General features: G+C 75.3%; 12 protein-coding genes. 2 read left to right on the top strand and 10 right to left on the bottom strand.

The genetic code is table 11. From position 1 onward, the window contains the following. Positions 1 to 64 precede the first annotated feature (64 nt). The 3 genes from I003_RS0111645 to I003_RS0111635 form a co-directional block, all read right to left on the bottom strand. Complete coding sequence (locus I003_RS0111645; protein WP_027771693.1) at positions 65 to 373, bottom strand: AzlD domain-containing protein; 309 nt, start codon at positions 371 to 373, stop codon at positions 65 to 67. After that, positions 370 to 1,143: an AzlC family ABC transporter permease gene (locus I003_RS31975; RefSeq protein ID WP_051368198.1), complete on the bottom strand. Its 774-nt coding sequence runs from the start codon at positions 1,141 to 1,143 to the stop codon at positions 370 to 372. Before I003_RS31975 ends, I003_RS0111645 begins: the two co-directional genes overlap by 4 nt. Before the next feature lie 72 nt (positions 1,144 to 1,215). Next, complete coding sequence (locus I003_RS0111635; RefSeq protein ID WP_027771692.1) at positions 1,216 to 2,067, bottom strand: AraC family transcriptional regulator; 852 nt, start codon at positions 2,065 to 2,067, stop codon at positions 1,216 to 1,218. 47 nt (positions 2,068 to 2,114) lie between these two features. On the opposite strand from I003_RS0111635, the gene I003_RS0111630 reads away from it, so the two are divergent. Further along, the gene (locus I003_RS0111630) at positions 2,115 to 6,893 is read left to right on the top strand and encodes an ATP-dependent helicase (RefSeq protein ID WP_027771691.1); all 4,779 of its coding nucleotides are present in this window, start codon (positions 2,115 to 2,117) and stop codon (positions 6,891 to 6,893) included. A 270-nt stretch (positions 6,894 to 7,163) separates the two neighbouring features. Here I003_RS0111630 and I003_RS0111625 read toward each other — a convergent pair whose 3' ends face one another. Next, positions 7,164 to 7,817 carry a response regulator transcription factor gene (locus tag I003_RS0111625; RefSeq protein ID WP_027771690.1) on the bottom strand — a complete coding sequence of 218 codons (654 nt, stop codon included), beginning with the start codon at positions 7,815 to 7,817 and terminating at the stop codon, positions 7,164 to 7,166. A 41-nt stretch (positions 7,818 to 7,858) separates the two neighbouring features. Beyond that, the gene (locus I003_RS0111620) at positions 7,859 to 9,472 is read right to left on the bottom strand and encodes a histidine kinase (protein ID WP_027771689.1); all 1,614 of its coding nucleotides are present in this window, start codon (positions 9,470 to 9,472) and stop codon (positions 7,859 to 7,861) included. 146 nt (positions 9,473 to 9,618) lie between these two features. On the opposite strand from I003_RS0111620, the gene I003_RS0111615 reads away from it, so the two are divergent. Continuing rightward, positions 9,619 to 10,407, top strand: a complete 789-nt coding sequence (locus I003_RS0111615) for a DNA-formamidopyrimidine glycosylase family protein (protein WP_027771688.1) — start codon at positions 9,619 to 9,621, stop codon at positions 10,405 to 10,407. Positions 10,408 to 10,489: 82 nt separating this feature from the next. Here the strand turns inward: I003_RS0111615 and I003_RS0111610 are convergent, their stop codons facing one another. From I003_RS0111610 to I003_RS0111590, 5 genes are all read right to left on the bottom strand, one after another. After that, entirely contained in the window at positions 10,490 to 10,858 is a 369-nt protein-coding gene (locus I003_RS0111610; protein WP_018838068.1) for a helix-turn-helix domain-containing protein, read from the bottom strand. A 90-nt stretch (positions 10,859 to 10,948) separates the two neighbouring features. After that, the gene (locus tag I003_RS0111605) at positions 10,949 to 11,515 is read right to left on the bottom strand and encodes a CinA family protein (protein ID WP_027771687.1); all 567 of its coding nucleotides are present in this window, start codon (positions 11,513 to 11,515) and stop codon (positions 10,949 to 10,951) included. Further along, positions 11,512 to 12,114 carry a CDP-diacylglycerol--glycerol-3-phosphate 3-phosphatidyltransferase gene (gene pgsA, locus I003_RS0111600; protein WP_027771686.1) on the bottom strand — a complete coding sequence of 201 codons (603 nt, stop codon included), beginning with the start codon at positions 12,112 to 12,114 and terminating at the stop codon, positions 11,512 to 11,514. The genes I003_RS0111605 and pgsA overlap by 4 nt, the downstream gene beginning before the upstream one ends. Then, entirely contained in the window at positions 12,111 to 13,658 is a 1,548-nt protein-coding gene (gene rimO / locus I003_RS0111595; protein ID WP_027771685.1) for a 30S ribosomal protein S12 methylthiotransferase RimO, read from the bottom strand. The genes pgsA and rimO overlap by 4 nt, the downstream gene beginning before the upstream one ends. Positions 13,659 to 13,802: 144 nt before the next feature. Continuing rightward, on the bottom strand, positions 13,803 to 14,627 hold the full coding sequence (locus I003_RS0111590; protein WP_027771684.1) for a helix-turn-helix domain-containing protein: 825 nt from the start codon (positions 14,625 to 14,627) through the stop codon (positions 13,803 to 13,805). Positions 14,628 to 14,769: the final 142 nt, after the last annotated feature.

The raw sequence follows: 14,769 nt of genomic DNA, 5'->3' as shown, positions 1-14,769 counted from the left end.
GCGGCGTGGGCCGGGGCGTGCGCGGACACCGGCCCCTGTCTGCCCGCCCACGCCCCGGGGGCTGTCAGCCGGCCATCGCCCGTACCGCCGCGGTGACGACCACCGCGGCGGCCACGACGACCAGGAACGGCGCACGCAGCAGCAGCGCGGCGCCGGCCGCCGCCAGCCCCGCGGCGCGGGCGTCGAAGACCAGCGTCGTGCCGTCGGCGAAGGTCTGCTGGGCCGTGAGGGCCGCCAGCAGGGCGACGGGCAGGAGAGCGGCCAGGCGCCTCACGAGGGGGCGTTCCAGAGCGCCCGAGGGTACGGAGAGGCCGAGCAGCTTGACCGCGTAGCAGCCGGCGAAAGTGAGCCCGATCGCAAGCCAGGTGGTCATGCGGCTCCCTCCGGCTTCGGCACGTCCGCGGCGGCTGCGGGGTCCACGGGGTCTGCGCGGTCTCCCTGCGCGCGCCTGCCGTGCACCGCCAGCACCAGCGGCGCCGCAAGCGCGGCCACCAGTACCGGCGTCCCGGCGGGCAGGACCGGCAGCGTGCCGAGCACGAGCGCGACGGCGACGACCGCCGCGGCCCGCTCCACGGTCCCGGTGAGCATCGGTCCGGCCAGCGCCAGGAACACCGCGGGCCCGGCGGCGTCCAGGCCCCAGGCGGCGGTGTCGCCGATGGCCTCGGCGCCGAGCACGCCCACGAGGGTGGTGGTGTTCCAGCAGACGTAGAGGGTCAGCCCGGTGACGGCGAAGCCGATGCGCCGGGCGCGGCGGGTGGGCTGGGCGATGGTGACGACGGCCGTCTCGTCGATGACCCACTGGGCGGCGAGCGGGCGCAGCGCGCGGGGGAGCCGGAGCAGAGGGGCGAGGCGCAGACCGTAGAACGCGTTCCGTACGCCGAGGAAGAACGCCCCGGCCGCGGCGGCGACCGGGCCGCCGCCCGCGGCCACCGCACCGGCGAGGGCGAACTGCGAGGCGCCGGTGAAGATCAGCAGGCTCATGGCGCACGCCTGCGCGGCGCTGAGCCCGGCGCCCGCCGCGGTGACGCCGAACGCGAACCCGGAGAGCCCGACGGCGACGCCGACCCCGAGCCCGTCGCGCAGGGCGGCGCGGTCCTCGGGCGCGGGATCGGCGGTGGGCGGAGGCTGTGCTTCTGTGGCCATGCACCGGACGTTATGTGGCCGGGGTCCGACCGGTCTTGTACGTTCTTGCGGGGTCCCGGCCCATGGGGCTGCTCAGCCTGACCGCTCCCGCCGGTACGCGCCCGGGGGTACGCCCACGATGCGGGTGAAGTGCCGGTTCAGGTGGGGCTGGTCGGTGAACCCCACGGTCACCGCCGCCTCCGACGGCCGCATGCCCTCGTCCAGCAGCCGCCGCGCGCGCCGTACCCGGGCGTCGGTCAGCCAGCGGTGCGGCGGGGTGCCGTACGCCTCCTTGAACGCCCGCAGCAGGGCGAACGGCGACGTGCCCAGCTCCGCCGCCAGCGCCTGCAGCGTCGGGGGCGCCGCCATCCGCTCGTGGAGCACTGCCCGCGCCCGCGCGGCGGTGCGCGCGCCCGCGGACGCCGCCACGCGCCGCGGGAGCCGTGCGCCGTGGCGGCGCAGCAGGCGGGCCAGGACGACGCGCAGCATGCTGTCGGCGGCCAGCGGGTTGTCCTCCTCCGCGGCGCGGTGGACCTCGGTGATGAGGCGGGCGCCGCCGGGGTCGTCGACCATCGTCTCGCCGAAGCCGGCGGTGCCCCGGATGGCGGTGACCTCCGCGGCGACGTCGGAGACCAGGCGGGCGGACGGGTAGAGCGTCGCGTACGACCAGCCCTCCGCGGCCCCGGCGCGCGCCGTGTGCGGCACCTCGGGGTTGATCATGACGACGGTGCCGGGACCGGCGAGGAGCGTCCCGTCCGGCATGCCGACGGACTCCACGCCGGCGGTGACGGCGCCGAAGACGTAGCCGTCGTGGGAGTGGGCGGGGAAGGTGTGCCCGACGTAGCGGGCGCGCAGCAGGTCGAGACCGGGCAGGCTGGTGTAGCGCCAGTGCCGGGCCCACTCGCGATCGGCGTCGCCCGACGCCCGCGCCGTGCGCGACCCCATGGCGCCAAGTGTGCTGGGTGTCAGTGGTCGGGTGCACGATGGTTCACATGGCGAGATCGGTGCTGGAGACGTTCGACCCGGCCACGCGGGCGTGGTTCGAGGGTGCCTTCGCCGCGCCCACGGCCGCCCAGGAAGGCGCCTGGCGGGCGCTGGGCGAGGGCTCGGACGTGCTGGTCGTGGCGCCCACCGGATCGGGCAAGACGCTGGCGGCGTTCCTCTCCGCCCTCGACGGGCTGACGTCCGCCCCGCCGCCCGCGGAGCCGCGCAAGCGGTGCCGCGTGCTGTACGTGTCGCCGCTGAAGGCCCTCGCGGTCGACGTCGAGCGGAATCTGCGCAGCCCTCTCACCGGCATCCGCCAGGAGGCCGTCCGCCTCGGCCGGCCGGAGCCGGAGGTGGGGGTCGCGATCCGCTCCGGTGACACGCCCGCGGCCGAGCGCCGCGCGATCGCCAACCGCCCGCCGGACATCCTCATCACCACGCCCGAGTCGCTCTTCCTGATGCTGACGTCCGCCTCGCGGGACGCGCTGGCCGGGGTCGAGACCGTGATCCTCGACGAAGTGCACGCCGTGGCCGGCACGAAGCGCGGCGCCCACCTCGCGCTCTCCCTGGAGCGGCTGGACGCGCTGCTGCCGCGGCCGGCGCGCCGCATCGGCCTGTCGGCGACGGTCCGGCCGGTGGAGGAGGTGGCGCGGTTCCTGTCCCCGGGGCGGCGGGTGGAGGTCGTGCAGCCGCCGTCGGAGAAGCGGTTCGATCTGTCCGTGGTCGTGCCCGTCGAGGACATGGGGGAGCTGGGCGGATCACCGGTGCAGGACGACGGCGCGGGCGCCGACCGGCCGTCCATCTGGCCGCATGTGGAGGAGCGCATCGTCGACCTGGTCGAGGAGCACCGCTCGACGATCGTCTTCGCCAACTCACGCCGCCTCGCGGAGCGGCTGTGCAACAGGCTGAACGAGATCGCCTACGAGCGCGCGGCCGGCGAGCCCCTGGCGCCGGACGCGCCGCCGCCCGCCGAGATCATGGCCCAGTCCGGGGCCGCGCAGGGCGCGCCGTCGGTGATCGCCCGCGCGCACCACGGCTCGGTCTCCAAGGAGCAGCGGGCGCAGGTGGAGGAGGACCTGAAGGCGGGGCGGCTGCCGGCGGTGGTCGCCACGTCCAGCCTGGAGCTGGGCATCGACATGGGCGCGGTGGACCTGGTGGTGCAGGTCGAGTCGCCGCCGTCGGTGGCGTCCGGGCTCCAGCGCGTGGGCCGCGCGGGGCACCAGGTGGGCGCGGTGTCGCGCGGGGTGGTCTTCCCCAAGTACCGGGGCGATCTGGTGCAGTCCGCGGTGGTCACGGAGCGGATGCGCGAGGGGGCCATCGAGGCGCTGCGGATCCCGGCCAACCCGCTGGACGTACTGGCACAGCAGATCGTCGCGATGACGTCCATGGACGTGTGGGACGTGGACGAGCTGCTCGCGCTGGTACGGCGGGCGGCGCCGTTCGCGGCGCTGCCGGAGTCCGCGTTCACGGCCGTGCTCGACATGCTCGCCGGGCGCTATCCCTCGGACGCCTTCGCCGAGCTGCGTCCGCGCGTGGTGTGGGACCGGGTGGCGCAGACGGTCAAGGGCCGTCCGGGCGCGCAGCGGCTCGCCGTCACCTCCGGCGGCACGATCCCGGACCGCGGCCTCTTCGGCGTCTTCCTCGCCGGGGCCGACCCTAAGAAGGGCGGCGGCCGGGTCGGCGAGCTGGACGAGGAGATGGTCTACGAGTCGCGCATCGGCGACGTCTTCACTCTGGGCACCACGTCGTGGCGCATCGAGGACATCACCCGGGACCGGGTGCTGGTCTCCCCCGCCCCCGGAGTGCCGGGCCGGCTGCCGTTCTGGAAGGGCGACCAACTGGGCCGGCCGCTGGAGCTGGGGCGGGCGCTGGGCGCGTTCCTGCGCGAGCTGAGCGGCATGGACCGGCAGGCGGCGCAGGAGCGGCTGCGGGCGGCGGGGCTGGACGCGTGGGCCGCGGGGAACGTGATCGCGTACCTGGAGGAGCAGCGCTCCGCCTGCGGGCACGTACCGGACGACCGGACGATCGTCGTGGAGCGCTTCCGGGACGAGCTGGGTGACTGGCGGGTGGTGGTGCACTCGCCGTTCGGCGCGCAGGTGCACGCCCCGTGGGCACTGGCGCTCGGGGCCCGGCTCACCGAGCGATACGGGATGGACGCTCAGGTGATGCACGCCGACGACGGCATCGTCCTGCGGCTGCCCGACACCGAGCTGATGGGGCTCGACCTGCTGGATGCGGACCCGGCGTTCGGCGGCGCCGCCCCGGATGCGGCCCGGGACGACGGACAGTCGCCGGTCGGCGCGGCGGACGTCCTCTTCGACAAGGGCGAGGTCGACCAGGTCGTCACCGACCAGGTGGGCGGCTCGGCGCTGTTCGCCTCCCGGTTCCGCGAGTGCGCGGCCCGCGCGCTGCTGCTGCCCCGCCGCGACCCGCGCAAGCGCACGCCGCTGTGGCAGCAGCGGCAGCGCGCCTCCCAACTGCTCCAGGTGGCCAGCGAGTTCGGCTCGTTCCCGATCGTGCTGGAGGCGGTGCGCGAGTGCCTGCAGGACGTCTTCGACGTCCCGGGGCTCACGGAGCTGATGGGCGACGTCGAGAACCGCCGGGTGCGGCTGGTGGAGGTGACGACGCAGGAGCCGTCGCCGTTCGCCCGCTCGCTGCTCTTCGGATACGTGGCGCAGTTCCTCTACGAGGGCGACTCGCCGCTGGCCGAGCGCCGGGCCGCGGCGCTGTCGCTGGACTCGCGGCTGCTCGCCGAGCTGCTGGGGCAGGCGGAGCTGCGCGAGCTGCTCGACGCCGAGGTGCTGGCGGAGCTGGAGCGCGAGCTGCAGTGGCGTACGGACGAGCGGCGGATCAAGGACGCCGAAGGCGTCGCGGACGCGCTGCGCGTGCTCGGGCCGCTGACGGACGGGGAGTTGGCCGAGCGCGGGGCGGAGCCGGGGTGGGTGCGGGAGCTGGAGGGCGCCCGCAGGGCGATCCGGGTCCGGCTGGCCGGGACGGCGCACTGGGCGGCCGTCGAGGACGCCGGCCGGCTGCGGGACGCGCTGGGCACCGCGCTGCCGGTGGGCGTGCCGGAGGCGTTCACGGAGCCGGTGGCCGCCCCGCTGGGCGACCTGCTGGCGCGCTTCGCCCGTACGCACGGCCCGTTCACCTCCGGACAGGCCGCGGCGCGCTTCGGCCTGGGTGCGGCGGTCACCGACGGCGCGCTGCACCGCCTTGCGGCGGCCGGCCGGATCGTCCAGGGCGAGTTCCACCCGGCGGGCATCGGCCAGGAGTGGTGCGACGCCGGGGTGTTGCGGCGGCTGCGGCGCCGGTCGCTGGCCGCGCTGCGGGAGGAGCTGGAGCCCGTCGCCCCGGCCGCGCTGGCGGCGTTCCTGCCGCAGTGGCAGCACCTGGGCACGCACAGCCTGCGCGGCCTCGACGGCCTCGTCCGGGCCGTGGAGCAACTGCAGGGAGCGCCGGTGCCCGCGTCGGCGCTGGAGAAGCTGGTGCTGCCGTCACGGGTCGCGGGCTACGCACCGACGATGCTCGACGAGCTGACGAACTCGGGCGAGGTGATCTGGGCCGGCGCCGGTGCGCTGCCCGGCAAGGACGGCTGGATCTCCCTGTATCCCGCGGACTCCGCGCCGCTGCTGCTGCACGAGCCGCATCCGCTGGAGCTCACGCCGCTGCACCAGGCGGTGCTGACCGCACTGACCGGCGGCTACGGGCTGTTCTTCCGGCAGATCGCCGAGCAGGTACGCGCCACCCACCCGGACACCACCGACGCGCAGCTCGCCGACGCCGTCTGGGACCTGACCTGGTCCGGGCGGCTGACGAACGACACCCTCGGCCCGCTGCGCGCGCTTCTCGGCTCGGGCCGCACCGCGGGCGCGACCGCGCACCGTGCGAAGCGGCCCACCCCGCGCGGGCGGTACGGCAGCCTGGCGGTCGCGGGCGCGGCGCGCACGGCGTCGCGCAACGGGCCGCCGACCGTCTCCGGCCGCTGGTCCCTGCTGCCCGAGCGCGAGCCGGACGCCACGATCCGGGCGCACGCGCTGGCGCGCACCCTGCTGGACCGGCACGGGGTCGTGACGCGCGGCGCGGTGTCGGCGGAGGGCGTGGAAGGGGGCTTCTCGGCGGCGTACCGGGTGCTGGCGGCGTTCGAGGAGACGGGCCAGGCCCGCCGCGGCTACGTCGTGGAAGGGCTGGGCGCGGCGCAGTTCGCGATGGACGGCGCGGTGGACCGGCTGCGCGCGGTGGCCACGAGCCGGGAACGCAGCGGTGGCACGGACGCCGTGACGGGCTCGCCGGAGGACGGCGGATTCGTGGACGAGGCGGGGCCGCAGGGCCCGTACGGCGGGCACACCCTGAGCGGCAGCCGTCCGCGGGGCGACGCACGGCCGTACGGCGCGGGCGGTCCCGGCCGGGGCGGGCAGCGGGCGCTGGTCCTGGCCGCGGCGGACCCGGCGAACGCGTACGGGGCCGCCCTGCCCTGGCCGGAGCCCCCGCCCGCAACGACGCACAAACCCGGCCGGAAGGCCGGTGCGCTGGTGGTGCTGGTCGACGGCGACCTCGCGCTGTACGTGGAGCGAGGCGGCCGCACCCTGCTGGCCTGGCCCCCCGCGGACGACCCCCGCCTCACCGCGGCGGCCGAAGCGCTGGCGGCGGCGGCCCGCGGCGGCGCCCTGGGCCGTACGGTGACGGTGGAACGCATCAACGCCACCGCGGCCCTGGACTCCCCCCTGGGAACCCTGCTGGAACAGTCCGGCTTCCTGGCGACCCCCCGGGGCCTGCGCATCCGCGCCTGACGGGCGCGCACGGAGTGCCGGCGGCGCCGAAGCCGTCCGCGCGCCACGGCTACGGCACGCCCCCGCCCGCTGCGTCCCGCACCGTCCGGGCCCGCCGGCCGAGCCGAGGCCGGCCCGCCCGGCCCCGGCACGCGTGCCACCCCGCGCCCGGTCGCCGTCGCCGTCCCAGCCCTCGCGCCCCGGGCATCCCCCGCCCGTGCCGCGCCGCAGGTGCCTGCCGTGCCCGCGAACGGCCGAGCCCGCCCCGCACCCGCCGCAGGCGCTCCTCGGCTAGTCCGCCCGCCCGTTCAGGTACGCCAGCACGGCCCGTACCCGGCGGTTGTCGTCGTCCGACGGGGCAAGGTCCAGCTTCGCGAAGATGCTCGTCGTGTACTTGCTCACCGCGCCCTCGGAGAGGAAGAGCTGACGCGCGATCGCCGCGTTCGAGCGGCCCTCCGCCATCCCCTCCAGCACCTCCCGCTCCCGCGGCGTCAGCCGCCCCAGCGGCTCGTCCCGCGCGTTGCTCGCCAGCAGCTTCGCGATGACCTCCGGGTCCATCGCCGTGCCGCCCTCGGCCACCCGCCGCACCGAGTCCACGAACTGCCGCGCCGCGAACACCCGGTCCTTCAGCAAGTACCCCACCGCGCCGCGGCCGTCGGCCAGCAACTCCCGCGCGTACAACTGCTCCACATGCTGCGACAGAATCAGCACCGGCAGGTCCGGCCGCTCGCGCCGGGCGGCGAGCGCCGCCTGGAGGCCCTCGTCCGTGAACGTCGGCGGCAGCCGGATGTCGACCACCGCCACGTCCGGCCGCTCCGCGCGCAGCGCCGCCAGCAGCTCGTCCCCGGACTCGACCGCCGCGCAGATCTCCATGCCGTGCGCCTGCAGCAGCCGGGTCAGCCCGTCCCGCAGCAGATACTGGTCCTCCGCCAGGACCACTCGCACTGCCCCGCTCCTTCCCGCCGGGCCGGCCGCACGTCCGACCGTCAACACCGCTGCGCCGCACCGCTCTTCCGCCACCGCCGCAGCAGCGGCGGCAGCCCGCTCAGGCCCAGCGTCACCATCGCCACCGCCGTCGGCCAGCGCAGCGGCTCCGGCATGTACAGCGCCAGGAACCACGACCTGTTCTCCGTGCCGAACGCCAGCAGCGACCCCGCGACCAGCCCTTGCGGGAAGAGTGCGACGGAACACAGTACCGGCGCCAGCGCCGTCGCCCACAGTGCCCCGCGCTTCGCGGCCGGCCCCCGTGCCCCCGCCGTGCCGGCACCGCCCGCGGGCTCCGGCTCGCACCACTCCTCCCCCGGCGGGCACGGGATCTCCACCGCCACCGTCGTGGGGCCGCCCTCCGGGCTGCTGACCGCCAGTACCCCGTCGAACGGCCCGATCCGCCGCTCCACGCCCCGCAGCCCGCCCCCCGCGGCGGGCGCCGCGCCCCCGCGGCCGTCGTCGGTGACCGTCGCGCGCAGGACCCCGTCCCGATACCACAGGTCGATGTCCACCCGGTCCGCCCCGGCGTGCTTGCCCGCGTTGGCGAGGATCTCCGCCACCGCGAAGTACGCCGCGGACTGCACGGGGTCCGGCAGCCGGCCGCGCAGGTCCACCTCGACCCGTACGTCCAGCGCGCTGTCGAGCGCCAGCGCCCGTACGGCGTCGCCGAGTCCCCGCTCCGCCAGCACCGGCGGGTGGATGCCCCGTACCAGCCCGCGCAGCTCCCGCAGCACCGCGGACGACGACTCCTGCGCCTGCCGCAGCAGCACCTTGGCCGCCGCCGGGTCGTCGTCGACCAGTTCCTCCGCCGCCGAGACCGTCATGCCGAGGGCGACGAGCCGGGCCTGCGGCCCGTCGTGCAGGTCCCGCTCGATGCGGCGCACCTCCGCGGCCTGCCAGTCGGTGGCCGCCGTACGTTTCCGGTCCAGCTCGGCGACCTGCAGCGCCAGCTCCGACGCCCGCGCCGGCGCCAGCATGATCCGGGTCCAGCGTGCGTGCAGCGCCATCGCCCGCGGCCCGGCCCACAGCCCGAGCGCGCACAGTGCCGCCCCTGCGGGCGCCAGTGCCATGGCGGTGTCCTGCGCGGCGACCTCGACGCCCAGGTAGACGGCGAGCGTGTCCCCGGGGTACGAGGGGTCCCACAGCAGCGGCAGCGCCATGCCGAAGAGCCCGTAGCCGACGGCGATCAGCGGCAGCGCGGCCAGCGCCAGACCGACGACCGGGTCGGCGACCAGCCACAGGGTGTCCCGCCAGGTGGCCCGGTCGGTCAGCAGCCGGTTGACGCGCTCGAAGAACTCCGGCAGCGCCGGGCTGCGGTAGCTGATGCCCAGGTGCCGGTAGCGGCCGTCGGGCCCGGGGCGCGGATGCGGCGGTGCGGGCAGGTACGGGTCGGGGATCGGCCTGCCCGTCCAGCGGCCGGTCAGCGCACGGGCGGCGCCCGCGACGGCCCGGGCGACCGCCACCCCCCAGGGAAAGAGGAACAGAAGCCCGAGCCCGAATCCGAGCCCCAGCGCGCCCAGCATCACGGCCTGCGCCGCGAACTCCACGGCCGCCAGCGCCACCAGCACGACGGCGCGTGCCTGCGCGGTCACGTACGGCCGCAGCCTGCTCATGGTGCCTCCCCATCCGTCCTCATGATGCCGCCCATCGTGTCCCGCGCGGCAGTCCGGGCACCGCCCCCGCAGCCCCCGGACCGGGGTGGGCCTACCCCCACCCGTACGCCCCGGCCCGTCTGCCGCGCGCCTGGCACGATGGGTGCGTGCCCGAAGGAGACACCGTCTGGCGCACCGCCCGCCTGCTGCACGAGGCGCTGGCGGGCCGCCGGCTGACGAGCTGCGACCTGCGCGTGCCCAAGCTGGCCACGGCGGACCTCACGGGCCGCGAGGTCACCGAGGTCGTGCCGCGCGGCAAGCACCTGCTGACCCGCGTCGAGGGTGGCCTCACGCTCCACTCCCACCTGCGGATGGAGGGTGCCTGGATGATCTACGCGGAGGGAGAGCGGTGGCGCGGCGGGCCCGGCCACCAGATCCGCGCCGTCCTCGGCAACGCCGAGCGCACCGCCGTCGGCTACCGCCTGCCCGTGCTGGAGCTGCTGCGCACCGCCGCGGAGGACCGGATCGTCGGCCACCTCGGCCCCGACCTGCTCGGGCCCGACTGGGACCCGGCCGAGGCGGAGCGGCGGCTGCTCGCCGACCCCGCCCGCCCGCTCGGCGAGGCGCTGCTCGACCAGCGCAATCTCGCCGGGATCGGCAACGTCTACAAGTCGGAGCTGTGCTTCCTCGCCGGCGTCAGCCCGTACGCCCCGGTCGACGCGCTCCCCGAGCCCCGCCGGCTCCTCGCCGCGGCGCGGCGGCTGCTGGAGGCGAACCGGGACCGGGTGGCCCGTACGACGACGCCGTCGCGGCGCCCCGACCGGCGGCTGTGGGTCTACGGCCGCGGGGGAAGGCCTTGCCTGCGCTGCGGCACGGCGGTGCGCAAGCGGGCGCAGGGTGAGACGGCGGACGAGCGCGTGACGTACTGGTGCCCGCGCTGCCAGCCGGGCGGGTGACCGCGGGGCCCGCAGGGCGGCCGTACACAGCCGAGAGCCCGTTCCGGGAGGCGGAACGGGCTCTCGTGCCAGGCTTCTCGGTTCAGGCCGCGACGGGGTCGGGCTCCTTCGGGGCCTTGATGGTGACGCGCTCGTCCGGCATCCCCGTCACCGAGGTCACGGTGAAGGAGCGCACCGGGGCGGGAATGGGCTCGGTGGCCGCGGCGGACTGGGCCAGCTCCGCGAGGGCGAGCTCGCCGCTCACCTCGCGCATCAGCTCCGACATCCGGACGTCCAGCGCTTCACAGATCGAGTTGAGCAGCTCTGAGGAGGCCTCCTTCTGGCCTCGCTCGACCTCCGACAGGTAGCCGAGGGAGACACGCGCTGACGAGGAAACCTCGCGCAGCGTCCGGCCCTGGCGCTGTCGCTGCCGGCGCAGCACGTCACCCAGCAGGCGACGGAGCAAAATCATGCGTGGCTCCCTCCTAGGACCTCGGATCCGGATCCTCTCTGCTCCACCGTACCGCCTCGGACCGTGACAGTGCGGCGACGGAAGTCATCTTCACCGTTCGCCAAGCGAGGAATGCGGGGCCTCCTGATCAGGATTTTCCGGGTATTTCCGCCCCTCTTGCCCCTTCGGTGCCGCATCGAGATGACGCCGGAGGAGCGCCAGCCCCTCCCTCACGGCGGCCGTGCGGATCTCCGTGCGAGAACCCGTCAAGTTCAGCGACCGCGTCTCGCTGCGCCCCTCGGGACCGGCCACGGCGACGAAGACGGTACCCGGTTGCTGCCCGTCCTGCGGATCCGGCCCGGCGACCCCCGTCGTCGCCACCGCCCAGTCGGCGCCGAGCCGCCAGCGCACACCCGAGGCCATCTGCCGGGCGACCTCACCGTCGACGGCGCCGCGCTGGACGAGCAGCGAGCTGTCGACCCCGAGCACGTCCCGCTTGAGGTCGGTCGCGTACGCGACGACGGCGCCCCGGAACGTCCGGGAGGCGCCGGGTGACGCGGTGATCTCGGCGGCGAGGAGGCCGCCGGTGAGGGATTCGGCGACGGCGAGGGTCACGCCGCGCTCCTCGCACAGGGCGAGCACGTCGGCCGCGGCCCCGTCGGTGTTCTTAGTGGTCACTGGACTCTCTGCTCCCGTTCGGCGGCCAGCCCCCTGCGGCGGAGCACGATCGCCTGCTTGACGTAGTCCAGGCCGGTCACCACGGTCAGGACCACGGCGGCGGCCATGATCCAGAAGCGCAGCGTGGCGAGCGGTCCGGTGAGGGTGAGGATGTACATGCCCACGGCCACTCCCTGGGCCAGGGTCTTCAGCTTCCCGCCCCGGCTGGCCGGGATCACACCGTGCCTGATCACCCAGAACCTCATGAGGGTGATGCCGATCTCCCGCGCCAGGATCACGATCGTCACCCACCAGGGCAGATCGCCCAGCGCCGACAGGCAGATCAGCGCGGCACCCATGATCGCCTTGTCGGCGATGGGGTCGGCGATCTTGCCGAAGTCGGTGACGAGGTCGTAGCGGCGGGCCAGCTCCCCGTCGAAGAGGTCGGTGATCATGGCGACCGTGAAGGCGGCCCATGCGAACGAGCGCCACGCCGGGTCATGGCCGCCGTGGGCGGCCATGAGCACCACGAACGCCGGTACGAGCAGCAGCCGCACCATGGTGAGGACGTTGGCGATGTTCCACAGACCGGCCTGACCGACGGCCGGGGCGGGGCTCATCTCGCGGCCTCCTCGGCCGGCTCCCGGGGCCGCCGCCGATCGGGCTCGCCTATCGCCTCCGCCACCAGGTCCACGCCTTCGCTCCCCACCACCTTGGCGGTGACCAGCGCCCCCGGCGCCGCCTGCGGGGCGGACCCGCCGGTGAGCAGCGTCACACCGTCCGTCTCCGGCGCCTGGTGGGCCGCGCGGCCGACGACCTCCCCGGCGTCCGCACCGGCGCCGGAGGCGTCCTCCACGGCGTCCACCAGGACCCGCACCGTCTCCCCCACGCGCTCCTCGGCCCGCTGCGCCGTCAGCTCCTCCGCCAGCCGCGTCATGTGCGCCAGCCGCTCGGCGATCGCCTCCGGCGCGACCTTCGACCCGTGTCCCGCGGCCTCGGTGCCCTCCTCGTCGGAGTAGCCGAAGATCCCCACGGCGTCCAGCCGCGCGGCGGTGAGGAAGCGCTCCAGCTCCTCCACGTCCCGCTCGGTCTCACCGGGGAAGCCGACGATGAAGTTCGACCGCGCGCCCGCCTCCGGCGCCCGCGAACGGATCTCCGCCAGCAGGTGCAGGAACCGCTCCGTGTCCCCGAAGCGGCGCATCGCGCGCAGCACTTCGGGGGCGGCGTGCTGGAAGGAGAGGTCGAAGTACGGCGCCACCTTCTCCGTCGACGTCAGCACGTCGATCAGCCCGGGGCGCATCTCGGCGGGCTGCAGATAGCTCACCCGGATCCGCTCGATGCCCGCCACGGCGGCCAGTTCGGGCAGCAGCGTCTCCAGCAGCCGCACGTCGCCGAGGTCCTTGCCGTACGAGGTGTTGTTCTCGGAGACGAGCATGATCTCCCGTACGCCCTGCCCGGCCAGCCAGCGGGTCTCGCCGAGGACGTCGGAGGGGCGGCGGGAGACGAAGGAACCGCGGAAGGAGGGGATGGCGCAGAACGTGCACCGGCGGTCACAGCCGGAGGCCAGCTTGACCGAGGCGACCGGCCCCGAGCCCAGCCGGCGGCGCAGCGGCGGCCGGGGGCCGGAAGCGGGGGCGATCCCGGCGGGCAGGTCGGCGGGAGCGGCCGGGCCGGCGGTGCCCGTCTCACCGTGGCCGGGCAGGGCGGCCGCGCCGCGGGCGGCGGCCTCCTGCCGCTCCGCGGGGCTGATCGGCAGCAGTTTGCGGCGGTCCCGGGGGGTGTGCGCGACGTGCCCGCCGCCGGAGAGGATGGTCTGCAGCCGCGCCGAGATGTCGGCGTAGTCGTCGAAGCCGAGGACGCCGTCCGCCTCCGGGAGCGCTTCCGCCAGCTCCTTGCCGTACCGCTCGGCCATGCAGCCGACCGCGACGACGGCCTGCGTACGGCCGGTGTCCTTGAGGTCGTTGGCCTCCAGCAGGGCGTCGACGGAGTCCTTCTTGGCGGCTTCGACGAACCCGCAGGTGTTCACGACGGCGACGTCCGCGGCGGCGGCGTCCGTGACGAGGTCCCAGCCGTCCGCCGCAAGGCGGCCCGCAAGCTCCTCCGAGTCCACCTCGTTCCGGGCGCAGCCAAGCGTGACGAGGGCGACGGTACGGCGTTCAGGCATGCGCTCAGCCTACTTCGTTCCGCGCCGGCAAACCGCCGCCGACCAGCCGCCTTCCGTACGCCTGCGCGAAGCACGGGAGAGCGAGGGTACGCACGTACGAGCCTTGCCGCAGGCCGGGCCCGCGCCACCGCCCGGCGGAGCCGGTCAGCCGGCCTCGGGATCACCCTTGGTGTACGTCAGCCGCTCGACCTCGCCGGGCTGGAAGTCCTCCTCGATCTGCTTGCCGTTGACGAACAGGTCGACACCGCCGGCGTTGCCGAGGACGACGTAGATCTTCTCGCTGTCGGTGACGGTGACCGAGTCGCCCTGGGCGAGGACGCCCTCCTCCAGCTCGCGCCCGTCGGCGCCCTGCGCGGAGATCCAGCTCTGCCCGTCCGCCGCGACGATCCGCAGCGTCACCTTGTCCGGCGGGGCGCCCGCCACCGCACTGTCCGAGGGCTGCGGGCTCTGCTTCTCCTCGCCGGCGTCCTTGCCGGCGTCCTTGCCGGTGTCGGGGTCCTTCGGCTTCTGGGACTTCTGCGACTCCCCGGCCACCGAGGAGCCCTCCGGCTCGTCCTCGTCGCCCCCGCTGAAGACGGTGAACCCCACGAAGCCGACGACGGCCACGATCGCGGCGACCATCGCCGCGGTCCAGTTGGGGCGGCGCGGTTCCGGGCGGATGCGCTCGGCCTCGAACATCGGCGCGGCGGGCGTCGGCACGGGCCGGCCGCCGTGCTCCGCGTCGAACTGCGCGACGAGGTCCTCGGCCTCCAGACCGACCGCCCGCGCAAGGGTTCGCACATGCCCGCGGGCGTAGACGTCGCCGCCGCAGCGGGAGAAGTCGTCCTGTTCGATGGCATGGATGATCGGAATGCGCACACGCGTGGACAAGCTGACCTGTTCGACGGAGAGCTTGGCATCAAGGCGGGCCTGCTGGAGTGCGCGACCGACGGAAGGGCGGTCGCCTGTGGGGGAGTTGCCGAGGGACACGTGGGCGCCTTTCGGGGTGAGCCACCTGCCGGGTGTTCAGTCTAGGGGGGTTGTAAAAGGATCGGCCAACCGGTCGAGCACACTTAATGGGCCATCGGGATAGACGTACTGCCCGACCGCGGGATCACCCGCCCGGCCCAAT

The organism is Streptomyces sp. CNQ329, assembly GCF_000482585.1.
The sequence above is the reverse complement of the archived record's forward strand: the minus strand, read 5'-3'. Positions and strand labels throughout refer to the sequence as shown.